Source organism: Steroidobacter gossypii (genome assembly GCF_016801985.1).
Lineage (GTDB): Bacteria > Pseudomonadota > Gammaproteobacteria > Steroidobacterales > Steroidobacteraceae > Steroidobacter > Steroidobacter gossypii.
Genome location: NZ_JAEVLS010000001.1, coordinates 1,580,912 through 1,603,587 on the forward strand (window position 1 = coordinate 1,580,912; position 22,676 = coordinate 1,603,587).

Below are 22,676 nucleotides of genomic sequence, written 5' to 3' on the forward strand. Positions count from 1 at the left end.
CAGCAGGGCGGGGCCTGATGCCCCGCCCTCGAGGAATCAACGAGCGTCCAACAGTTCCTTCGCCAGATCCTGCGCGCCATACACATCGCGAAGCGCAGCGATGATGATCGCCGGATGCACGGCCACGGTGCGATTCATCTCGCCGTCGTACCAGAAGCTGCCCGCGATGGAATGTTTGTTGCCATCGAAGGCCAGCCCGACCAGGCGACCCTGGCTGTCGACCAGCGGGCTGCCGGAGTTGCCGCCGACGATGTCGTTGGTGGTCACGAAACAGAACGGCGTGCTCATGTCGAGCTTGTCGCGAGCGTCGAGCCACACTTGCGGCAGACGGAACGGATCCTTGCCGGTGGTGCGTTCATAGAGCCGCGACAACTGGGTGAACGGTTCGACCGGTTGACCTTTCTCCGTCCAGCCCGCGACCGCGCCGTAGCTGAGTCGCAGAGTGAAGGTAGCGTCGGGGTACGTGTTCGTGCCGAGCACCGCGAAGCGAGCCTTGGCGATGCGCTCTTGGGCCGCTGCCACTGGAGCCTGCACTTCGTCTTCGTAGATCTTGCGAACGGCGCGGGCTTCGCCATCGATGTCACGCGCCAGCGCGATCATCGGATCGTTGGAGGCCGCCACGGCCGCGGCGCCGCCATCCCACAAGGCCTTACGAACGGCGGGATCGCCCAGCTTGCTCTGCGTGATCAACTTGGCGGCCAGCGACTCGGGCGACTCGGTGCTCAGCAGTTTGCGAACCACTGAATCGTCCGGGCCGAGCGTTTCGCGCAGCTTGTCCAGCGAGAACGACAACGTCACCTGCTCGAACTCGGGATAGAGCGGTGTGGTCGCGAGCAAACTGGAAGCAATCTTCGGCAGATTCGATTCGGCATACTCGCGCAATCGTTGTTCGTTGCTCTTGCCGCGCTCCGCCGCGCCGCGCACCAGCTGCCGCGCATAACCGAACAGCTTGCTATTGAATCCGGCGCCGCTCTCCAGGAAGAGATAACGGTCATAGATCTGTCGGTAGCGTTCCTGCGCGTCGGCCGCATCCTTCCACGCCTCGCCGACGGCGGCTTCGAGCTTCGGATCCGTCTTGACGCGCTCGCGAAGTTCACGCTCCTGCACGGTCTTGCGAGCAAACAAACCATCGTCGAGCAGCGCCGTCTGAAAGCCGCGATACACCTTGAGCGCGTTCTCCACGCTCTGCAGGTAATCCGACACGATGCGCGCCGGCTCGTCGCCAGTCTTGCCGTACTGGATCATTCGACCGCGCAGCTCGGAGTTGCGAATGAGATAGGAGGGCACCGAGACATCGCGCTGAAAGCGCAGTTGTTCGACGGTGAGCAGGCGGCTGGTGCTGCCGGGGTGCCCGGCGATGAACGTGGGCTCGCCTTCCTGCGGGCCTTCGATGCGCCAGCTCAAGTGATTCGGCGTGCGCGCCGGCTTGCCCTTGTCGTAGACGCGCATGAGGCTGAAATCCAGGCTCCAGCGCGGGAAGTTGAAGTTGTCCGGATCGCCACCGAAGGCGCCGATGGCGTGATGAGGCGCGAACACCAGGCGCACATCGTCGTAGCGGCGATACTTGTACAAGTAATATTGGCCGCCCTGATACAAGGTCACCGATTCACAGGCGAGCGGGCCGCCGCGGCTGTTTTTCGAGCTGCTGGTGCAGGCGGCCTCCAGCTTGCTCAGTTCCTGTTTGCGTGCCTGATTGGCTTGCGCATCGGCGAGGCCGGCGGTTGCGGCCGCCACTTTGGCAGTCACGTTCTCCATTTCCACCAGCACCGACAGGATCTGGGTCGGGCATTTCTTTTCCTGGCTGCGCGTGCCGGCGTGGAAGCCGTCGTCGACATAGTTCGCGCTGGTGCTGGACAGCTCCGCCAGGCACGACATGGCGCAGTGATGATTGGTCAGGACCAGGCCGTCGGGCGACACGAACGAGCCGGTGCAGCCGCTTTCGAAGCGGGTGATGGATCGTTGCAGCTTGTCCAGCCAGGGCTTGTCGAGCGTGATGTTGTATTTTTTCTGGATGGCGGCTTGTGGCACGTTGTCGAAGGTCCACATGCCCTCATCCGCCACGACTGCGGTGGCGAACAGCGCCGCACACGCGGCTGCGAGGCTTCGTAACATCGAATTCTCCCTCAATGTATACAGCGAACGGCTGCGTGCTCCGGCGCACGCGATCAGGTGTCGGACTGTAACAGCAGCAGCCGCGTTCCTTCCGGCGCAATGAGAATGGCGTTGCACGATTCGTCGAGATTGTCGGGCATCTCGTCCGATAGCCGGAAGCCGCGTTCTTTCAGCCGGGTCAGGCGCTCGCGCATGTCCGGGTCTTCGAACGTCAGCACCGGTTGGCGAAATGCTCGCGAACGATACAACGCCAGGTTGAGATGGTCACTGGTGATTGCCGTACGCGCAAATGGCTCCAATTGCTCATCCCACGCCACGAAGCCGAGCGCTTCCCAGAACACGCGCATCGGGCCCTGCTCCCGCACGGGCAGGCCGAACTCGGTGAAATAGCCGCAAGTCGTGGCGGGCGCAGTCTCGAACTGCGGTGGGGAGAAGGTGCGCGCCTCGAAGACGTTGACCAGCTGGCCGGAAGGATCGCGAAAGCTCACGCGATTGAACACTTCGTTGCCGAGCTTCATGTCTTCGAGCTCGATGTCCATCTGCTCCAACTGATCGACGCCATGCATGAGTCGCGGCATCACGAAGGTCAGCGCCGGGGAGGCCATGGGCTGATCGTGCAGCCCAAGAAACAACCGTCCGTCGGTGACCACCGCGTACGGATGCTTCAAGGCCTCGCCGACCGGCGCCTGGACGAAGCCCAGCGATTCGTAGAACGCCAGAGACTCGCGAATCTGTGGCGCGTACACGCTGATTTCCAGGAATCGCTCGAACATCAAACCTGGGCGCCGCTGCGTAGGGTTGGTTGCTCGGCCGGCGCCGAGCCACGCGACGCTGGCTGCCAGCCCTGCGCGTGACGATTGACGAGGTTGGTGATGACTGCCACGTGCGATTCGTCGGCATTCAATGCGGGGATGTAATCGTACCCTTCGCCGCCCGCGCCGAGAAACGCCTCCCGGTTGCGAAGCGCGATTTCCTCGAGCGTCTCGAGACAATCGGTGGCGAATCCGGGGCACACGACCGTGACACGCTTCGGTCCGCTGCGTCCGAACTCGAGCAGTGTTTCATCGGTGTAGGGGCGCAGCCATTCCTCGCGGCCCACCTGCGATTGGTAACTGAGGGTCCAATCTTTCTCGCCCAGCGACAGTCGTTGCGCGATCAGTCGTGCGGTCTGAGTGCAGTGATACTGATAAGGATCGCCCGCCGCGGCGTAGCGCTGGGGAACGCCATGAAACGAAAACAACAAGTGGCGGCGTTCGTTTGTCCGCCAATGGCGCTCGATGCTGGCCGCGATGGCGTCGATGTAACCGGGGTCGTCGTGATAGTCGCCGATGAAGCGCAACTCGGGCACCCAACGCCAGCGTTGCAACTCCTTGGTCACGCGTTCGAACACCGAGGCCGTGGTCGAGCCTGAATACTGCGGATACAGCGGCAGCACCACGAGCTGACGCACGCCCTGCCGGCGGAGTTCTTCTACGGCCTTCGGAATGGATGGCGAGCCATAGGTCATGCCGAGGGCAACGGCGGCATTCCATTGGGAAGCGAGTGCTTCCGCCACGCGCTGGGTCAATGCGGTGCTATGAGTCAGCAGCGGTGAGCCTTGAGGTGTCCAGATCTGTTGGTAGGCGTGAGCGCTTTTCGAAGGACGGATTCGCAGGATCACGCCGTGCAGAGCCAGCCACCACAACCAACGGGGCGCTTCGATGACGCGCGGATCGCCGAGAAAGTCGGCCAGGAATCGGCGGACGGAGGACGGATCCGATCCATCCGGCGTACCCAGGTTCACCAGCAGTACGCCCAGGCGATCGGCGGCGCCGTGCTGGTGGGAGGGATCGCCAAGGTAAGTGGGTTTGCCCAGCACCGCTCATGACTCGTCGTTCAGGGGCGGCCAGTGTAATGAGGTCGCCCCCGGTGCGAGCAACAGTCCGTGGCAATCACCGCCATCGACGATTCGGAGGCACCTGCATAAAAGAAAAGCCCCGCCGGAGCGGGGCCTTCCCTACCGAGGAGCGATTGCTTCGCTGCCTTAGGCAGCGCGCGTCTGCCGACGGCGGCGCATGCTCACCGCCATGCCGACCAGACCGAGGCCGAGCAGGCTCAGCGCGCCCGGCTCCGGAACGTTCGCGGGAACGTTGCTCAGGCCGTTCGCCGTCAGGGTGGAGCTGATCAGGTCGAAGTCGCCGAACACCGAGCTGATGGTGACGGTCAGCGTGCCGAGCACATTCAGCTGCAGCAGGCCGACGATGGACCAGCCGCCGTACTCTTCGCCGCCGGCGCCGAAGTCCCACACCAGGCTGTCGCCGCTCACGCCGGGCAGATCCACGAACGCGAGCTCCAGGCCGTCGAACCAGCTGCGGCTGTCATCGGCCAGGTTGATGGACAGATGAAAGTCGGAGATGACGTCGTTGAGCGGGCGGAAGCCGTTGTCGTTCAGGTCGTGCACATAGGTGTACGACTGGCCGCTGCCGATGTAGATGCCGTTGCTGCCGCCGTTGAGCGAGTCGGTCCAGGTGGCGGGGATGAAATCGGCCTGCGCGGAGCCGGCGAAACCGAGCGCGAGCAGGGCCAGGGCAAAAAGTCGCTTCATGTTGGTATGACTTCCGGTGAAAAGGTGCACCAAGCCAAAGCAACCGGTATGCCACGGGCAATATTTTCCTGAATATTCAACCGATTGCGCGAGCGGCGGTGCGTTCCTGCAGGTCTGACCCAGCGTCGGTGTAATGCTTACCGACGCGCAAGGCAGCATGCGTTTTTCCATATTGTGAAAACTGCAAGGAGAGGTCGCAGGCTCGGCGGAGCGAAAACTGCGTCGCGCTGTGAGGGTATTTACCTCGGTTTGTCGCTATACCCTTTAGGATCTGCGTGCGTGTGATTAGGGATGCCTTCACAAGGACCCGCAAGGTCGGGGCATGCATCCGGGCAGGGACGCCCTTTCATCTTCCTATTTCCAGTTCTGGTTCAGCGGCGGGTCGCCCGCCAACCTTCTCATCGACCAGCCGATTGCTCGACGTGTCGCGATTCATTACTGCCCCCTCCCCGGGATCGCGGCACTTCGCGCAGGGGACCGAACGCCGGATTAACTTATTCTGGCCTCTGCGGTCCGGAGGGCGGTCGGTAGGTGCCACCAACCCCTGCCGACCGCCGTTTTTCCGGGCGACGGTTTCAGCGTTCCACGATCGCGGTGACGCCCATGCCGCCGGCGGTGCAGATCGAGATCAGGCCGCGGCCGCCGCCGCGATGGGCGAGTTGCTTGGCCAGCGTGGCAAGGATGCGAGCGCCCGTGGCGGCGAAGGGGTGGCCCATGGCGACGCTGCCGCCCTTGAGATTCATCTTGCTCCGATCGATGCTGCCGAGAGGCGCCGACAGTCCGAGCCGGTCGCGGCAGAACTCGGGTGACTCCCACGCCTTGAGCGTGCACAGCACCTGCGCTTCGAACGCTTCGTGGATCTCATAAATGTCGAAATCCTGCAGCTTCAAATTCGCATCCGCGAGCATGCGCGGCACGGCATAGGCCGGCGCCATCAGCAGGCCTTCCTTCTGCACGAAATCGACCGCCGCATATTTGCCATACGTGAGATAGGCGAGCACAGGCAGTCCGCGAGCCTTCGCCCATTCTTCGCTGGCGAGAAGCACGGCGGCTGAGCCGTCCGTCATCGGAGTCGAGTTGCCGGCCGTGAGTGTGCCGTTCGCAGCGAACGACGGTTTGAGCTTGGCGAGCTTCTCGATCGAAGTATCGCGCCGGATGTTGTTGTCCTGGTTCAGCCCGCGGAACGGCACGACGAGATCTTCGTAGAAGCCTTCGTCCCAGGCAGCCGCGGCTTTGCGATGACTCTCGTAAGCAAGCTGATCTTGATCGAGGCGCGAGATCTGCCAGGTCTGCGCCATCTTTTCGCAGTGCTGGCCCATGGACATGCCGGTGCGCGGCTCACTGACTCCCGGCAACTGCGGCTTCAGAAAGCCGGGTCGGAATCCCGCCCAAGGCGACAAACGCTCGCCCAGCGAACGACCTCGCGCGCTGCGCAGAAGCATTTTGCGATACGCGGTGGGGTAGACGATGGGCACATCGCTCGCGGTATCCACACCGGCGGCGATGGCCGAGTCGATCTGGCCAGTGGCGATCTTCAAGCCCAGCACGATGGCTGTATCCAGGCTCGTGCCACAGGCGCGTTGCAGATCGAACGCAGGCGTTTCCGGCGCGAGGCCACTATCCAGCACGCTTTCACGCGTCAGGTTGAAGTCGCGCGAGTGCTTGAGCACCGCGCCGGCGCCGACATCGCCGAGCGTTTCACCGCGCAGGTTGAATCGATCCACCAGCCCCTTGAGCGAGGCGGTAAGCATTTCCTGGTTGCTGGCTTCGGCATACACGCCCATCGAGCGCGCGAACGGAATCCGTGTGCCACCGATGATGGCGACGCGGCGGATGGAAGAACCTACGAGCATGGCGGCTCCATTGCGAGCAACGTGGGGCCGCAAGCATGCCAGCCGTCGTCACTCGATTCATAGTCGGAACACATCGTTGGGATCGCTGTTCATCTGCTGTTGGCGTCGGCGGCACAAAGCCCGTACGCTGTGCGGCCGCGATCCGGAACCACACTCGCCGTCGTCCGCGACGGCCATCGACTCGCATGACTATCACCAGCCGCGACCGCCTGGTCGTGGACGCCCGAGCTATTGTTGCGCTCGGCGGACCGTTGCTAGGCAATAACCTCTCCATCACCGGCATGGCGTTCGCCGACACCATCATGGCCGGCCAGCTCGGTGCGGTCGACCTGGCCGGCCTGGCAGTCGGCGCGGCCAGTTTCAACCTTTTCATGTTCACCGGCTTCGGCCTGCTGATGGCGACTTCGCCGTCGGTGGCGCACGCCTTCGGCGCCAACGACCGGCAGCAAGTCACGACCTATGCCCGCCAGTCATGGTGGCTGGTGATGGCGCTTTCAATCTTGCTGTTCCTCGGCATGCGGCAGGCCGACTGGTTCCTGCCGGCAGTCGGCATCGCCGAAGAGGTGCTGCCGGTGGCGATCGGCTATGTGCATGCCATCAGCTGGGGCATGCCCGCGCTGCTGGCGTTTTTTTCTTTGCGCTATACCAGCGAAGGGTTGGGCCGCACCAAGCCCATCATGTTCACAGGCTTTCTCGGCCTGACCGTGAACGTCATCGGCAACTGGATTTTCATGTACGGCAAGTTCGGCGCCCCGGCGCTTGGCGCAGTGGGCTGCGGCGTGGCCACCGCCATATCCATGTGGCTCATGTTCTTTGCAATGTTTCTACACGTGCGAACCCATCGCGCCTATCGACCTTTCAACTTCTTCGCACGCGTCGATCGGCCGAACTGGCCGGTGCTGGGCGAGTTGACCCGCATCGGAGCGCCCATCGCCGGCAGCATCCTCGCCGAAGGCGGTTTGTTCGTCGCGGCGGCATTGATGATGGGCAGCATGGGCGCGGTGACGGCGGCCGGCCATCAGATCGCGCTGAACTACGCCGCTTTCATGTTCATGGTGCCGCTGGCCATCAGTTCGGCCACCACCATTCACGTAGGTCACACGCTCGGCCGCGGCGATGTGCTGGGAGCGCGCAATGCAGGTTTGATTGGCGTCGGCATGTGCGCCATCGTCATGACCGTCTCCGCCATCGTCATCCTGCTTCTGAACGATCAGATCGCGGCGCTGTACACGCGCGATGTGCCGGTCCGCGAGCTGGCCGCGAGCTTGCTGCTGATGGCCGCGCTGTTTCAATTTTCCGATGGCGTGCAGGTCGGCGCAGCCGGCGCGCTGCGCGGATTCAAGGACACGACCATCCCGATGATGATGTGCGTGTTCTCGTACTGGGTGGTTGGATTCACCTTCGCGTATCACTACGGCGTTTACCGGGGCGAAGGGCCGGTGCTGGTGTGGGTCGGCTTAAACGTCGGGCTGACGGTCAGCGCGATCCTGCTGGTCGTTCGCTACCTGCGCGTCACCAGAGCGCGCATCGACAGTGCGGGTCAGCGGCCCATATAAGAGCCGCGCTGCGGATCGTTGTAACCGTAGCCGAGGGTTTCCACCTCTTCGACGATGCCGTCGACGAAGCGCACCCGGCGCATCAGTTTGTTCGGGCCGAAGTTGTAGGTCCAGGTTTCCACCGGGACTTCCACCAGGCCGTCGCCGAAATAAACAAGCCGGCCACTGACGTTATAGAAAGGCCGCCGCAGGATGGTGCGCGTCTGCACGTCGGCCGGCTCGCCGCAGAAGGCGCGCACTTCGGCGCGTGCATCCCCGTCTCGAATCAAACGTCCACCACAACGCATGCCGTCAGCATGCGCCGGCATGGCGACCGCCGCCGCCAGAATCGTCGATGCGATGAGCATGGGGATACGCATGGCGCTCACTATGCCTCCGCGCGCATGAATTGCCAATGAACGCCGGCTTAACTCAGGAAGCGGACGCATGCAGTCTCCCCTCGATGCAATTTCGATACAGCTGGGCGAAGTCCGCCACGGTGAGCGTCACTGGATTGCCGCCAGTGGAGGGATCGTCGAACGCCTGCTGCGCGAATCGGTTCGCGTGCTCGGGTTCAACGCCCAGCTCGGCCAATGTGTCCGGCACGCCGATGGTTTTTCGCAGGCCCAGGATCCAGTCCAGCACCCCGGTAAATGAATGTTCTTGCAAATTGAGATAGGCCGCCAGGCGCTGCATTTTCTCGCTCAGCGCCGGTCGATTCCACGACAGGACATAAGGCATGACCACCGCATTGGTCAGGCCGTGATGCGTGTTCAGGTTGGCCGAGCAGGGATGGCTCAGGCTATGCATGGCGCCGAGCCCTTTCTGAAACGCGGTCGCGCCCATCAGCGACGCCGCCATCATGTGCGAGCGGGCTTCGAGGTCGCTGCCGTGTTTCACCGCCGTTGCCAGCCAGTCATGAATCAAACGCATTCCTTCCAGTGCAATGCCTTCCGCCAGGGGGTGATAGGAAGGCGAGCAATACGCCTCGAGATTGTGAGATAGCGCGTCCATGCCGACCGCGGCGGTCACGCTGGGCGGCAGGCCCAAGGTCAGCTCCGGATCGGCGATCACCACCGCGGGCAGCATCTTCGGATGAAAGATGATTTTCTTGGTGTGGTCGCGCGTGTCGGTGATGACCGCGGCGCGTCCGACTTCAGAGCCGGTGCCGGACGTTGTAGGCACTGCCACCGTCGGCGCCATTCCCGCGACATTCACACGCGTGTACCAGTCCTCACGATCTTCGAAGTCCCAGATTGGGCGCGTCTGTCCCGCCATCAACGCCACCGCCTTGCCGGTGTCGAGCGCGCTGCCGCCGCCGAAAGCGATCACGCCATCGTGCGAGCTCCGGCGATAGGCATTGACGCCATTCGTGACGTTGGACTCCACCGGATTCGCCTGCACGTCGCTGAAGACTTCGCAACTCAGTCCCGCGGCTCGACACGATGCGACGGCATTCTCGATCATCGACATCTTCGCCAGCGCCGGATCGGTGACGAGCAGCGGACGCTTCATGCCGAGCGATTTGCATGCGTCGGCCAACTCTGCGACACGCCCCGGGCCGAAGCGCACCGAGGTAGGATAGTTCCAGTTGCCGCGCAGTGAAGCCATGAGGGTTTCCTTCGAGCGAACCGGTTTGATGATGAACTCTCGCATGATTTCAAGTACGCGTGCGCAGATGAAACGATTTGGGACGAGTCAGGTGTTCGTAGCCCACCACCGATAACGTGCAGCCGCGGCCGGAATCCTTCACGCCGACCCATGCGAGCGCCGGATCGAGATAGTCGCAGCGATTCATGAACCACGTGCCGGTGTCGATGCGATCGCCGATGGCCAGCGCGGCCTCCTGATCCCGTGTCCAGATCGCCGCGGTGAGTCCGAAGACCGTGTCGTTCATGAGCTCGACGGCCTGCTGGTCCGAGCTCACTTTCATCAGACCCGCAACCGGCCCGAAAATTTCCTCGCGCATCACCGTCATCGAGTGGTCGACGCCCAGCAGCAGCTGAGGCGCCAGATACGGTGTGCCGGGTTTGCTGACAGGAAAAGCCGCTGCATCGATCGCAGGCGACGCGCCGGCGCGGATCGACGCTTCGATCTGCTGACGAATCGTGTCCGCGGCGGAGGTGCGAATCACAGGACCTAGCGTCGTGTTCGGATCCAGTGGATTGCCAAGTACGTACTTACGAGTGAGATCGATAAAGCCGGCGACAAAGTCGTCGTACACGCGTTCGTGCACATAGATTCGCTGCAGGCCACAGCACGACTGGCCGCTGTTGAAATAGGCGCCATCCACGATGTTCTCGATGGCGTGCGCGAGATCCGCGTCATGTCTCACATACACGGGATCGCAGCCGCCGAGCTCCAGTCCCACACCGATGAAACGTTCCGAAGCCGCACGTTGCACGGTGTGGCCGCCAGCCACCGAGCCGGTGAAGGCGACGAAGTCGATGCGTCGGTCGCGAACAATCTTCTCGGTGTCGGCATGAGTGAGATGCAGAACTTGAAACACGCCTGCAGGCAAGCCGGCCTTGGTCAAGCAGCTCGCAAAGCGCTCCGCGCACAATGGTGTCTGGGCCGAATGTTTGAGGATGACTGCGTTGCCGGCCATCAATGCGGGAACGACGCTGTTGACCGCGATCAGGTACGGATAATTCCAAGCGGCGATGGTGAGCACGACGCCAAGCGGCTCGCGACGCACGAAGCGGGTGAAGTTTTCTTTCGGGCCCGCGTCGATGTCGGCCAGCGCCTGTGGCGCGATGGCGATCATGTGTCTCGCGCGCTCCAGCGTGCCGTTCACTTCGCTGGGCGTGTAGCGAATCGGCCGGCCCATTTGCCAGGTCAGCTCGGTGGCGATCTCGTCGCGCTGGGCCTCGAACAGATCGCAAAACCTCGAAAGAATGGCCGCGCGATCCTCCACAGGCGTATCGCGCCACGCGCGCTGCGCGGCGCGAGCGGCGTCGAGTGCTTCATCGATGATCGCGGGCGTATCCAGCTCGAGCTCGACGTAGATGCTGCCATCGATAGGAGAGATCGTCTTCTGCATATGCTCGCTCGCCAATGTGCCGGCCGCGCCTTCGACTGTTCTCCGTTCCCGGGACACCAGTCAGATGATTTCGAAGTACCTGGCCAGCTCCCAGTCCGTAATATGCTTGCGGAACTCGCGCTCTTCCCACTCGCGGGTCGCGGCGAAGTGATCGACGAAGGCATCGCCGAAGTACTCGCGCGCCATGCGCGATTGTTTCAAACGCTGAGCCGCATCCCACAGCGTGCGCGGCAGCGCCAGGCGCTCTGGAAACTTGTGATCGTAGGCGTTGCCTTCGACCATCGGCTCCGGTTCGATGCGATGCTCGACGCCCCACAAGCCCGAGGCCAGCGCCGCAGCCAGAATGATGTATGGATTGGCGTCGGCTGCCGCCACCCGATACTCCACACGTTGTGACTTCGCGCTGCCGGGAATGACGCGCAAGGCGCAGGTCCGGTTCTCGACGCCGATGGTGGAATCGGTGGGCGCCCAGAAGCCGGGAATCAGACGTGTGTAAGAGTTGACGGTCGGCGCGACCATGGCGAGCAACTCCGGCATGAGTTGTTGCTGGCCGCCGACGAAATGACGCATGGTCTGGCTCATCTGATGCGGCTGGTCGGGATCGTGGAACACCGGCTTGCCGCCGCTATCCTTGAGCGACAGATGAATGTGTCCGCTCTGGCCCGGCCAGTCGCGCGACCACTTGGCCATGAACGTGGCCATCATGTTGTTGCGCTGGGCGAGCACCTTCACGAACGTTTTGAACAGCGCTGCCTTGTCCGCCGAGGCCAGCGCCTCGTCGAACGCGATGGCGGCTTCGATCACGCCGGGCCCGGTTTCCTCGTGCAGCCCTTCGATGCCGAAATCCATGGCTTCGCAGGTCTCCAGCATGTGGCGATAGAATTCCGCCGCGGTCGAGTTGCGAAGCACCGAATAGCCGAACCAGCCGGGCGCCATGGGTTTCAGATCGCGATAGTGCTTGGCGCGTACCGACTCCGGCGTCTCGTCGAAAAAGAACACTTCGTATTCGAAGCCTGCGTACGCCTGGAAGCCAAGCTGGGCCGCTTTGTCGAGCACGCGTCGAAGCACGCCGCGAGGACAGATCTGCTCCGCCCCGCCAGTGAACTCGCTCAAGAACAGCAGGTTGTTGTGCTCGAACGGCAGCGGCCGGCAGGTCTCCGGAAGAATGCGCACCGGCGCGTCCGGATAGCCGGTGTGCCAGCCGGTGAATTTCACATTGTCGTAGAGCTGATCCTGGCAGTCCCAACCGAGCACGACATCGCAGAATCCGAAGCCGCTCTCCAGCGCCGAAACGAACTTGGCGCGCGACATATATTTGCCGCGCATGATGCCGTCCACGTCGAACACGCCGACTTTGACGTGCGACAGACCGCGCTGCTCGACGATGGCTTTGGCGTCGGCGGCATTCTTGACCTGGCGAGGTTCCATCATGATGCAGTGTCAACCTTGGTGGTGCCGTAACCCTCGCGCTCGGGATGACCATGCTGGCCGCCAGTGAGCGCGAATTCCTCTTCCGGCGACAGCACCAGCCGGTGACGGCCCACCAGCGCAAAATAGATGAGGCCAGCGACGTACCACGCCAGGGCCGAGTACACACCGGCGCGATACACCGGATCCTGCAGTTGGAAATACAAAGTGACCAGTGCGATCAGGACCGTGGCGCTCGCGCCTGGAATGCCCAACGGGCTGCGATACGGGCGCTCGATGTTCGGCATGTTCTTGCGTAACAGAATGAACGAGACGCCCTGCAGCGCATAAGAAATCATGGCGCCGAACACCGCCATGTTGAGCAAGGTCGCGCCGATGATCGCGCCGCCTTGCTCCGCGCCGCGCGAGAACCAAACGACGAGGATCACGCAGAGCCCGATGGCCGCGCCGGTGAACAATGCGATGTGAGGAGTCTTGCGCGAGCCGTGCGTGATCGACATCGCTGCCGGGTAGTAGCCCGCGCGAGACAGGGAATAGATCTGCCGGCCGAACGCGAAAATGATGGTGTGGAAGCTGGCGATCAACCCGATGACCGCGAGCAGCGACAGCAGCTTGGCGATGTCGCCGGTGAAGATCACGCGGAAGCCGTCGAGCAACGGCTCGGCCGAGGTGGCCAGCGAATAGGCGCCATGCAGCTTGCCCTGGTCCGCCGAGCCGATCGATGCGTTCAGCAACATGATCATCAGCGCCGACACCATCAGTGTGAACATGCCGAAGATCAGGCCTTTGGGCATGTCCCGTTTCGGATCCACCGATTCCTCCGCTGCGAGCGGCAATTCCTCGATCGCGAGGAACAGCCACACCGCGAACGGCATGGCCGCCAGCACACCGCCCCAGCCGAACGGCAGGAAGCTGCCGCCGCCCTGCGGCAACTCCATGAGATTGCCATCGGGGCCGACCGCGATGTTCAGCGCCCAGCGCGAAAAGTCCGCGTACGGAATGGCGCTGATCCAGAACACCACCAGCACCGCCAGCGCCAGCATGGTGACCACCACCGAGATCTTGAATGAGACCTCCACTCCGGCGTAGTTGAGCGCCACGAACAGCAGATAACAGCCGATCCACCACAATGGCTGAAACGCGGCGGGAGTTTCGAAGATGCCGGTGAGGTAGGAGCCGATGAAAAACACGATCACCGCCGGCGTCATGATGTATTCGATGCTCTCGGCCAGCCCGGTGATGAAGCCGCCCCAGGGGCCCATGGCGCTGCGAGCAAACGAATAAGCCCCGCCGGTGTGGGGCAGCGCCGGCGACATTTCCGCCAGGCTGAAGATCAGGCCCAGATACATGATGGCGATGATGATGGCGGCGATGAACAGTCCGCCCCAGCCGCCGGCGCCGATGCCGAGATTCCAGCCGGAAAAGTGACCCGAGATGACCGCGCCGACGCCCAGCGCCCATAACGACCAGACTCGTGCGTGGCGTCTGAGGCTGCGCTTGGCGAAGTAGTCCGCACCGGCGTTCTGATACGTCACGCCGCCAACCGTCTTCTTGGCTGTCATGCGATTCTCCTGGAAGGAACGCCAATCGCAGCCGCGACCCACATTCCTTGTCTGTTGTTCTCGAGGATGAATGCGACGAAACGACTATACGCCCACCCCGCATGAATGGCGTACGCGCGGGGTGGTCGCGTCAAATGACAAGCAAGACTGGGGCCAGGCCGGCGGACCGGGCCGGCGAATGCTTCAAGAAGCGAGCTCGATGGCAGGGCGCTCGCGATCCGCGGGCGGAGGGTTGGCGGCCATGGCGATGCGATTGCGGCCCAGGCATTTCGCCCGGTACAGCGCCTGATCGGCCGTTCGTAACAAAACATCGGGCGTTGCATTCATGAAGCCTGGCGAGCCCGGCACGATCGTGGCCACACCGCCACTGATGGTGATGCGCTTGTTGCTCTCGGCTGCTCCCACCGAAATGGCCATGCGCCAGATGCGTCGACGCAGCCGTTCGGCGTACAGGCCGGCGCGGCGTGCGTCCACAGCGGGCAGGATTACGGCGAATTCTTCTCCGCCATAGCGGGCGACCAGATCGCCGCCCCGGCGGAAGGTTTCATCCAGTGTGCGGGCGACCCGGCGCAGGACCTCGTCACCGGCGGCGTGACCGTGGGTGTCGTTGAACTGCTTGAATTCGTCGAGGTCTAGGAAGATCAATGACAATGGCAGCTGCTCGCGCCGCACCCGGCGCACTTCCCGATCGAGTGCGCGATCGAAATGGCGCCGATTGGCGATGGCGGTGAGGGGGTCGAGCGCCACCATGCGCTTGAGTCGTCGATTGGCGGCTTCCAGCGCCAGGCGGAGGCGGCTCAGCTCTTCGTTGCGCGCTTCCAGTGCGTGAGTGCGCTCGCGAACTCGACTCTCCAGGTGGTCGCGAACGGTCTGCAGCTCGGCTTCGGCCCGCTGGCGCTGAGCCAGTTCGGCTTCCAGCTCCTGCGTCCGCCGCTTCAGGCGGGCATGCAGCCACAAGGTCCGGGCCAGGGCAGCAACAGCCGTCACCGCCAGCGCCGCGACCACTCCGATCGACAGGTATGAGGTTGCGAATTCAAGCGCGAGGGCGGACGAAAGCTCCACGGATCTCCAGCAGGCGCATCGAGTGTGCAATCAGAGCATAAACACCGGCTTTGCGGTATCAGACTTGACGAAAGACCCGCGCATGATTCACATGTGTTGTGACCGGATGGTTGCAATCTCCGCGCCATTTCCGAAGGTCTGGCGCTTGACGCGTTCGACGAGGCTGCCGGAAACTTGCCGGCCATTTCGAGTTCTGATGTGACATGAGCAGCTCCGGCATCGACCGCGCCTTCGAGCGTCGCCTGGCGACGCTGATCAATACCCGCGAGCCGCGTGTGCTGCAGAATGGCTTGAAGGGCGTGGAAAAAGAATCGCTGCGCGTCTCGCCCGACGGCCGCATCGAGCACAGCCCGCACCCGCAGGCATTGGGCTCGGCGCTCAGCCACGAGCACATCACCACCGATTATTCCGAAGCCCTGCTCGAGCTGGTCACACCGGCGTTCCGCGAGAGCTGGCAGCTGCTGCAATATCTTTGCGATCTGCATCAGTTCGTGTATCGCCATCTCGGCGAGCAACTGCTGTGGGCCACCAGCATGCCCTGCATGCTCGAAGGCGACGCGGACATTCCCATCGCGCGCTATGGCCGCTCCAACATCGGGCGCATGAAAGAGGTGTACCGGCTGGGCCTCGGGCATCGTTATGGCCGGATGATGCAGGCGATTTCAGGCGTGCATTTCAACTACTCGTTCCCGCAGCAGTTCTGGCCGGTGCTGGCCGAAGCCCTGCAGAAACGTAACGCGGGCCAGGATTTCATTTCCGACCAGTACTTCGGTCTGCTGCGCAATTACCGCCGCCATGGCTGGCTGATTCTGTATCTGTTCGGCAATTCGCCGGCGCTGTGCGAATCGTTCGTGCGCGGCCGCGATCATCAGCTGGAAAAGTTTGCTGCCGGCACGCTTTATGCCCCGCATGCGACGTCGCTGCGCATGAGCGACCTGGGGTATCGGAACAAGAGCCAGGCGGGCGTGCAGATTTCGGTCAACGGGCTGGACGAATATGTCCGCGATCTGACGGCTGCCGTCAGCACTCCGCACCCGGAGTATCAAAAGCTCGGCGTCAAGGTCGACGGCGAATATCGACAGCTCAACACCAACCTGCTGCAGATCGAGAACGAGTACTACAGTTACATCCGGCCGAAGCGGGTGGCGCGCTCGGGCGAGCACCCCTCGCAGGCGTTGCGTCGGGGCGGCGTCGAATATGTGGAGTTCCGGGCGCTGGATGTGAGCGCATTCGATCCGGTCGGCGTCAATCAGAACAAACTGCGCTTTCTCGAAGCGTTCGCCGCGCTGTGTGTGTTGAAGCAGAGCGATCCGATCGAGGCCAGCGAGCAGGCGCACCTGGACGCCAACCATGCCATCGTCGCGCGTCGCGGCCGCGAGCCCGGGCTGAAACTCAACCGCAATGGACGGTCGGTAGAATTGCGGCAGTGGGCGCTGGAGTTGATCGATTCGATGCGCGGCATCTGCGAGCTGCTCGACGAAGGCGATGAGCGCCGGCAATACACGGCGGCGTTGGAATTGCAACAGACCAAGATCGACGACCCGGACCGCACGCCTTCGGCGCGCAGTCTGCAGGAGCTGCGCACGACCGGCGAAAGCTTCGCGCAGTTCGCGCTGCGGATGTCCCGCGTGCACAAAGCGTACTTTCTGGACCTGTATCCGCCCAACGAGCAGCGCCTGGCGGAGTTCAGTGCCGAAGCCGAAGAGTCGTTGCAACGCCAGGCCGCCCTCGAAGCCGCCGACGACATGACTTTCGACCAGTTTCTGGTCAAGTACTTCGCTGGATAGACTCGCAAAAGTCGCGCCTTTTGCGAGGTGTGTCGAAAGGGCCTCGGTCGCTTTCGATCATGGAGAAGACTTGCAAAAGTCGCGCCTTTTGCGAGGCGTATCGAAAGGGCCTCGGCCGCTTTCGATCATGGAGAAGACTTGCAAAAGTCGCGCCTTTTGCGAGGCGTAATCGAAAGGGCCTCGGCCACTTTCGATCATGGAAAATGTCAAGTACGCGGATCGAATAATTCGAATCGATCGCGAATCCGGATATCGCAGCGCCGCGATTTAGCGGGTGAGTTTTATTTTTCGCGCCGACTAGCACAAGCGAAGCACGAGGATTAATCTCGGCACCCTGGCTAGCGCGTTGGTCGCTTGAACATAACGAGGCGACTTCAAACGCGTACCCACGTCTGTCGAGTGTCCAGCGCACGGAAGTCGTTCAAGAAGACCTCCAGGTTCCGCAACTGAGAACTGCGCACGCTTTCACGGTCGGACGAGAAATAACATGGGCAGTTTTTTTCTTCCGAAGTAGCGTGAGAGCGCTCCGCCGACTGATTTATATGAGCACTGTAATCAAACCTGTCGTGAGCCAGATGATCAGCGGAGGAGGATCGGCGGCGAATGCCGATCAACTCGGAGATGCGATCAGTCTGCGCGTGCCGCCCGAGATCGGCGTCGACACGGTCGTCGAGCCCAATATCGAATCCACCGGGGGCTGGGATGCCTACGAAGTATGGCGACGCTTGATCAAGGACGCGCGCGATCGTCGCAAACAGCAGGATTCGAACTAATCCCCGAGCCGGCGGCACAATTCGCCCCCGGGGCGAGCCTTACCAGCGGCGCTCAGGCGCCGAGCGCCCCGCAATCTGCTTACGGGCAGCAGCTCGCGCGTGGCTTTCCCCGTCTCAAGTTCGACGATCCGGACCTGGAGCGGAAATTCCGCCGTTCGCATCTGGCCCGCAGCCGCGCGCAGATCAGCCGCAATCTGCTGCTCGGCATCGGCTTCGTCGTAGGCTTCTCGGCACTCACTCATCTGGTCTTGCCAGGGCCGGTGAACCGGCCGCTGGATCTGATCCGCCTGACGGTGCTCGGGCCGGTGTTCCTGATTGCACTCATCCTTGTGCACACGCGCCTGTATCAGCGCTGGTATCCCATCATATGTCCCTATGGCGCAACGCTCTTTGGCGTGGGCGTGGTGGTGCTCGCCGTGATCGCGGCGAGTCAGGGTGTCAGCCTGATCGCGTCGGTGGTGCTCGCCATCATCTACAACTATCTGATGTTGGGCCTGTCGTTCCGGCCGGCCTTGACCACGTCGTTGCTGGTGCTGCTGTCGTATCCGTTGATCGCCACGCTGGCCGGGATTCCAGGACCGCAGCGCCTGGTCGATGTAGGTGTATTGCTGTTCACCAACGTCATCGGCGCCATCGTCTGTTACTCGCTGGAGCGCGCCAACCGCACCAACTTTCTCGAGTCGCAGCTGCTGATGGAAACGGCGCGGCGTGATGGATTGACCGGCATCGCCAATCGACGCACTTTCGATGAGCACCTGGACCGCGTCTGGGCGCAGGCGGCGCGCGAAGGCCGGCCGTTGACCTTGCTGATGATCGATATCGATCACTTCAAAGCCTACAACGATCGCTTCGGCCATCAGGCGGGCGACGAGTGTCTGCGACGCGTGGCGTGGTCGTTGAGCAGTCATGCGCGTCGTCCGCTGGATATTGCGGCCCGCTATGGCGGCGAGGAGTTCGCGATGGTTCTCTACGACGCGAGCCGACAACACGCCGAGGACATGGCGCGGCAGATCCAGATCGGCATCGACTCGCTCGCCATCGCTCACGCGGCGGCGAACGCCAGCAACCGGTTGACGGTGAGCATCGGCATCGCCTGTGTCCAGCCGATGAGCGATCGCAGTCACTTCGGCTTCATCCAGCTCGCCGACGAGGCGCTGTACGCCGCCAAGGAGCGCGGCCGTAACTGCATCGTGATCATGGACAAGGAATACAGCGAGCTCACCACCGGCTCGTTCCGCAAAGACAAGCCAGTGGCGAACACGGCCCACTGACGAAGCAACGTCGCGCGCTGTCATCTCCGCTGACGATAATCCGATCGTCAAAGCCAATTGGCCTCGGCCTTGCAGGGGCGGGTCGTGCGGCTATGATCGTGGGCTCTCGCTGCCTTCTGTCGTGCTCGGGCAGCTTCATCCATCGACTACTACAAGCCCGTCTGGCGCGGGCGGCGAGTGTTGTCATGCCCCAAGTCTCCAAGCAGCCCAATCACCGGCGGATCAAGAGTCTGCTGATCGCCAATCGCGGCGAAATCGCTATCCGGGTGATGCGTGCGGCGGCCGAGCTGGGGATTCGCACGGTTGCCATCTACTCGCAGGAAGACCGCTTCTCGCTGCATCGCATGAAGGCAGACGAGAGCTATCTCGTCGGCGCCGGTAAAACGCCGGTCGAAGCGTATCTGGACATCGCCGACATCGTGCGCATAGCGCGCGAGGCGCACGTCGACGCCATCCATCCGGGCTATGGCTTTCTGTCGGAGAATCCCGAGTTCGCCGAAGCCTGCGCCGCCGCCGGTGTGATCTTCATCGGACCGACTCCGGAGATCATGCGCCGCCTCGGCAACAAGGTGATGGCGCGTGACCTGGCCGTGTCGGCCGGAGTGCCGGTGATGCCGGCCACGCCGCCGCTGCCGAGAGACGAAGCAGAAATATTGCGCATGGCGCGCGAAGTCGGCTTTCCAGTCATGCTCAAGGCGAGCTGGGGTGGTGGCGGTCGCGGCATGCGCATCGTCGAGACCGAAAAAGAATTGCTCGAAATGGTCGCCACCGCGCGGCGCGAAGCCAAGGCGGCGTTCGGCAACGACGAGGTCTATCTCGAAAAGCTGGTGCGCCGTGCGCGGCACATCGAAGTGCAGTTGCTGGGCGATGCCTATGGCAACCTGGTGCATCTGTTCGAGCGTGACTGTACGGTCCAGCGGCGCAATCAAAAGGTCATCGAGCGCGCGCCTGCCACGTTCTTCGACGACGCGCAGCGCCAGGCTCTATGCGATGAAGCGCTCAAGATTGGCCGTGCGGTGCGTTATCTCAACGCCGGCACCGTTGAATTCTTACAAGACGCCGACTCGGGCAAGTTCTACTTCATCGAGGTCAATCCGCGCGTGCAGGTCGAGCACACGGTCACCGAGGCGGTGACAGGCATCGACATCGTACGAGCGCAGATCCGGATCGCGGAAGGCGCCAGGATCGGTGATGCCGACAGCGGCGTGCCGAAGCAGGAAGACATTCGTCTGAATGGCTACGCGATGCAGTGTCGCGTGACCACCGAGGACCCCGAGAACAATTTCATTCCCGACTATGGCCGTATCAGCGCCTATCGCAGCCCGGCCGGCTTCGGCATCCGCCTCGATGCCGGCACGGCGTATTCCGGCGCGATCATCACGCGCTCCTACGATTCGCTGCTGGTGAAGGTGACCGCGTGGTCGCCAACGCCTGCTGAAACGATCGCCCGCATGCATCGCGCCCTGTGGGAATTCCGCGTGCGCGGCGTTGTGACCAATCTGCGGTTCCTGGATCAGCTGATCCTGCATCCGCAGTTCGCATCGGCGGAGTACACCACCAAGTTCATCGATCAGACGCCGGAGCTGTTCCGCTTTCCGCGCAAGAAGGATCGCGCCTCGCGGCTGTTGAACTTCATCGGCGACGTGGTGGTGAACGGCAATCCGGAGGTGAAGTCACGTCCGCGACCGCAGCGACTGGTGGCGCCGAAGCTGCCGAAAGTCGCTTTGCCCGCGCCTGCGCCCGGCACCAAACAGAAGCTGGACGAGCTGGGGCCGGACAAGTTCGCGCAATGGATGCTGGAGCAGAAGCAGGTGCTGCTCACGGACACTACCATGCGCGACGCGCATCAGTCGTTGCTGGCGACGCGCTTCCGTACCTATGACATGAAGGCGATCGCGCCGTACTACGCGAGCCTGCTGCCCAATCTCTTCTCGGTCGAGTGCTGGGGTGGCGCGACCTTCGATGTGGCCATGCGCTTCCTCAACGAGTGCCCGTGGGAACGTTTGAACGAGTTCCGGCGCGCCATGCCGAATCTGCTGCTGCAGATGTTGCTGCGTTCGGCGAACGCCGTCGGCTATACCAACTATCCCGACAATGTGGTGCGCTACTTCGTCAAGCAGGCGGCGCAATCGGGTATCGACTTGTTCCGTGTATTCGACTCGTTGAACTGGGTCGAAAACATGCGCGTCGCGATCGATGCGGTTCGAGAGACGGGCGCGCTGTGCGAAGCCGCCATTTGTTACACGGGCAATTTGACCGATCCGCGCCAAACCAAATACGACCTGAAGTATTACTTGTCGATGGCGCGCGACTTGAAGGCGGCGGGCGCGCACATTCTCGGCATCAAGGACATGGCGGGCCTGTGCCAGCCGCGAGCCGCTTACACGCTGGTCAAGGCGCTGAAGGAAGAGATCGGATTGCCGGTGCATTTCCATACGCATGACACCAGTGGCATCGCTGCTGCGAGCGTGCTTGCCGCGGTGGATGCAGGCGCCGATGCGGTCGATGGCGCGCTCGATGCGATGAGCGGACTCACCTCGCAACCCAATCTGGGCTCCATCGTCGAATCGTTGCGGCATGGTCCGCGTGAGTCCGGTCTCGATCCTGAGAACTTGCGAGTGCTCTCCAGCTACTGGGAGCAGGTGCGCCATTGTTACAGCGCGTTCGAAAGCGATCTGCGGTCCGGCGCCTCGGAAGTTTATGTGCACGGCATGCCGGGCGGACAGTTCACGAATCTGCGTGAGCAGGCGCGCTCGCTCGGCATCGATGACGTGCGCTGGCCGGAAGTGGCGCGCGCCTATGCCAAGGTCAACGAGATGTTTGGCGACATCGTCAAGGTGACGCCGACCTCGAAGGTGGTCGGCGACATGGCGATCATGATGGTCACCAGCAATCTCACGCCGGAGCAGGTGCTTGATCCGAACACCGAGATCGCGTTCCCGGAATCCGTGGTCTCGTTGTTCCGTGGTGATCTCGGTCAGCCCTACGGCGGCTTCCCGTCAGCCCTGCAAGAGAAAATTCTCAAGGGCGCCGCAGCCATGACCGGACGCCCGGGCGAGGTGTTGCCGCCTATCGATCTGAACAAGGCCCGCGAGGAGGCGCAGAGCAAGACCTGGCGCGAGATCACCGACGAAGAGTTCGCTTCATACCTGATGTATCCGAAGGTGTTCCTCGACTACATGCGCAACCGGCTCGAATACGGGCGGGTGAGCGTGCTGCCCACGCCGCTGTTCTTCTATGGTCTGGAGCCAGGCGCGGAAGTCACGGTCGAGATCGATCGCGGCAAGTCGCTCATCGTGCGCTTCGTGGCGGTCAGCGACGTTCATGAAGATGGCACCCGCACCGTGTTCTTCGAGCTCAACGGCCAGCCTCGGTCGGTCAAAGTGCCCGACCGCAGCCAGGTCGCGCTCAAGCCGCCGCGGCGGAAGGCGGAACCGGCCGACGGCAATCACGTTGGCGCGCCCATGCCCGGCACGGTCGCCACCGTGGCGGTCCGCCAGGGCGACAAGGTGAAGCGCGGCCACGTGCTGCTCACCATCGAAGCCATGAAGATGGAAACATCGGTGCGGGCCGACCGCGACGCCTCGATCGGTGAGATCGTTACCAAACCCGGCGAAACGGTCGACGCCAAGGACCTGCTGGTGGTGCTCGCCTAGATCGTGCCCG

General features: G+C 62.7%; 16 protein-coding genes. 5 read left to right on the forward strand and 11 right to left on the reverse strand.

The window, feature by feature from the left end:
- Positions 1-36 precede the first annotated feature (36 nt).
- From JM946_RS06920 to JM946_RS06940, 5 genes are all read right to left on the reverse strand, one after another.
- Complete coding sequence (locus JM946_RS06920) at positions 37-2,112, reverse strand: S46 family peptidase (protein WP_203166414.1); 2,076 nt, start codon at positions 2,110-2,112, stop codon at positions 37-39.
- 53 nt (positions 2,113-2,165) lie between these two features.
- A complete protein-coding gene (locus tag JM946_RS06925; RefSeq protein WP_203166415.1) occupies positions 2,166-2,885 on the reverse strand; it encodes a hypothetical protein in 720 nt (239 codons plus the stop codon).
- Positions 2,885-3,970, reverse strand: a complete 1,086-nt coding sequence (hemH, locus tag JM946_RS06930) for a ferrochelatase (RefSeq protein ID WP_203166416.1) — start codon at positions 3,968-3,970, stop codon at positions 2,885-2,887. Before hemH ends, JM946_RS06925 begins: the two co-directional genes overlap by 1 nt.
- A 165-nt stretch (positions 3,971-4,135) precedes the next feature.
- Positions 4,136-4,696, reverse strand: a complete 561-nt coding sequence (locus JM946_RS06935; RefSeq protein ID WP_203166417.1) for a PEP-CTERM sorting domain-containing protein — start codon at positions 4,694-4,696, stop codon at positions 4,136-4,138.
- A gap of 575 nt (positions 4,697-5,271) precedes the next feature.
- Positions 5,272-6,549 carry an acetyl-CoA C-acetyltransferase gene (locus tag JM946_RS06940; protein WP_203166418.1) on the reverse strand — a complete coding sequence of 426 codons (1,278 nt, stop codon included), beginning with the start codon at positions 6,547-6,549 and terminating at the stop codon, positions 5,272-5,274.
- A gap of 185 nt (positions 6,550-6,734) precedes the next feature.
- On the opposite strand from JM946_RS06940, the gene JM946_RS06945 reads away from it, so the two are divergent.
- The gene (locus JM946_RS06945) at positions 6,735-8,105 is read left to right on the forward strand and encodes an MATE family efflux transporter (protein ID WP_203166419.1); all 1,371 of its coding nucleotides are present in this window, start codon (positions 6,735-6,737) and stop codon (positions 8,103-8,105) included.
- On the opposite strand, the gene JM946_RS06950 is transcribed toward JM946_RS06945, so the two are convergent.
- The 6 genes from JM946_RS06950 to JM946_RS31205 all read right to left on the reverse strand — a co-directional run bounded on the left by JM946_RS06950 (position 8,090) and on the right by JM946_RS31205 (position 15,179).
- A complete protein-coding gene (locus JM946_RS06950; RefSeq protein WP_218042628.1) occupies positions 8,090-8,464 on the reverse strand; it encodes a DUF2845 domain-containing protein in 375 nt (124 codons plus the stop codon). The genes JM946_RS06945 and JM946_RS06950 overlap by 16 nt on opposite strands.
- Before the next feature lie 52 nt (positions 8,465-8,516).
- Positions 8,517-9,695, reverse strand: coding sequence for an iron-containing alcohol dehydrogenase (locus JM946_RS06955; protein WP_203166421.1), 1,179 nt, complete (start codon positions 9,693-9,695; stop codon positions 8,517-8,519).
- 49 nt (positions 9,696-9,744) lie between these two features.
- Entirely contained in the window at positions 9,745-11,127 is a 1,383-nt protein-coding gene (locus JM946_RS06960) for an aldehyde dehydrogenase family protein (RefSeq protein ID WP_203166422.1), read from the reverse strand.
- Positions 11,128-11,187: 60 nt separating this feature from the next.
- The gene (locus JM946_RS06965) at positions 11,188-12,558 is read right to left on the reverse strand and encodes a glutamine synthetase family protein (protein ID WP_203166423.1); all 1,371 of its coding nucleotides are present in this window, start codon (positions 12,556-12,558) and stop codon (positions 11,188-11,190) included.
- Positions 12,555-14,117, reverse strand: a complete 1,563-nt coding sequence (locus JM946_RS06970) for an amino acid permease (RefSeq protein ID WP_203166424.1) — start codon at positions 14,115-14,117, stop codon at positions 12,555-12,557. The genes JM946_RS06965 and JM946_RS06970 overlap by 4 nt, the downstream gene beginning before the upstream one ends.
- 183 nt (positions 14,118-14,300) lie before the next feature.
- A complete protein-coding gene (locus JM946_RS31205) occupies positions 14,301-15,179 on the reverse strand; it encodes a diguanylate cyclase (protein ID WP_203166425.1) in 879 nt (292 codons plus the stop codon).
- 203 nt (positions 15,180-15,382) lie between these two features.
- On the opposite strand from JM946_RS31205, the gene gshA reads away from it, so the two are divergent.
- The 4 genes from gshA (at position 15,383) to JM946_RS06995 (ending at position 22,666) form a co-directional block, all read left to right on the forward strand.
- Positions 15,383-16,966 carry a glutamate--cysteine ligase gene (gene gshA / locus JM946_RS06980; RefSeq protein ID WP_203166426.1) on the forward strand — a complete coding sequence of 528 codons (1,584 nt, stop codon included), beginning with the start codon at positions 15,383-15,385 and terminating at the stop codon, positions 16,964-16,966.
- Between the two features lie 542 nt (positions 16,967-17,508).
- Positions 17,509-17,739 carry a hypothetical protein gene (locus JM946_RS06985; protein ID WP_203166427.1) on the forward strand — a complete coding sequence of 77 codons (231 nt, stop codon included), beginning with the start codon at positions 17,509-17,511 and terminating at the stop codon, positions 17,737-17,739.
- Positions 17,682-19,010 (forward strand): GGDEF domain-containing protein, encoded by a 1,329-nt coding sequence (locus tag JM946_RS06990; RefSeq protein WP_203166428.1) that lies wholly within the window; start codon positions 17,682-17,684, stop codon positions 19,008-19,010. Before JM946_RS06985 ends, JM946_RS06990 begins: the two co-directional genes overlap by 58 nt.
- Positions 19,011-19,195: 185 nt before the next feature.
- Positions 19,196-22,666: a pyruvate carboxylase gene (locus JM946_RS06995; RefSeq protein WP_203166429.1), complete on the forward strand. Its 3,471-nt coding sequence runs from the start codon at positions 19,196-19,198 to the stop codon at positions 22,664-22,666.
- Positions 22,667-22,676 lie beyond the last annotated feature (10 nt).

Excerpts from the sequence above, each read along its gene's own strand:
- JM946_RS06920 (WP_203166414.1), bottom strand. The coding sequence starts at position 2,112 with ATGTTACGAAGCCTCGCAGCCGCGTGTGCGGCGCTGTTCGCCACCGCA.
- JM946_RS06925 (WP_203166415.1), bottom strand. The coding sequence starts at position 2,885 with ATGTTCGAGCGATTCCTGGAAATCAGCGTGTACGCGCCACAGATTCGC.
- gshA (WP_203166426.1), top strand. The coding sequence starts at position 15,383 with ATGAGCAGCTCCGGCATCGACCGCGCCTTCGAGCGTCGCCTGGCGACG.
- JM946_RS06965 (WP_203166423.1), bottom strand. The coding sequence starts at position 12,558 with ATGATGGAACCTCGCCAGGTCAAGAATGCCGCCGACGCCAAAGCCATC.
- JM946_RS06960 (WP_203166422.1), bottom strand. The coding sequence starts at position 11,127 with ATGCAGAAGACGATCTCTCCTATCGATGGCAGCATCTACGTCGAGCTC.
- JM946_RS06990 (WP_203166428.1), top strand. The coding sequence starts at position 17,682 with ATGGCGACGCTTGATCAAGGACGCGCGCGATCGTCGCAAACAGCAGGA.
- JM946_RS06995 (WP_203166429.1), top strand. The coding sequence starts at position 19,196 with ATGCCCCAAGTCTCCAAGCAGCCCAATCACCGGCGGATCAAGAGTCTG.
- JM946_RS06940 (WP_203166418.1), bottom strand. The coding sequence starts at position 6,549 with ATGCTCGTAGGTTCTTCCATCCGCCGCGTCGCCATCATCGGTGGCACA.
- JM946_RS06955 (WP_203166421.1), bottom strand. The coding sequence starts at position 9,695 with ATGGCTTCACTGCGCGGCAACTGGAACTATCCTACCTCGGTGCGCTTC.
- JM946_RS06945 (WP_203166419.1), top strand. The coding sequence starts at position 6,735 with ATGACTATCACCAGCCGCGACCGCCTGGTCGTGGACGCCCGAGCTATT.
- JM946_RS06970 (WP_203166424.1), bottom strand. The coding sequence starts at position 14,117 with ATGACAGCCAAGAAGACGGTTGGCGGCGTGACGTATCAGAACGCCGGT.
- JM946_RS06985 (WP_203166427.1), top strand. The coding sequence starts at position 17,509 with ATGAGCACTGTAATCAAACCTGTCGTGAGCCAGATGATCAGCGGAGGA.
- JM946_RS06935 (WP_203166417.1), bottom strand. The coding sequence starts at position 4,696 with ATGAAGCGACTTTTTGCCCTGGCCCTGCTCGCGCTCGGTTTCGCCGGC.
- JM946_RS06950 (WP_218042628.1), bottom strand. The coding sequence starts at position 8,464 with ATGCGTATCCCCATGCTCATCGCATCGACGATTCTGGCGGCGGCGGTC.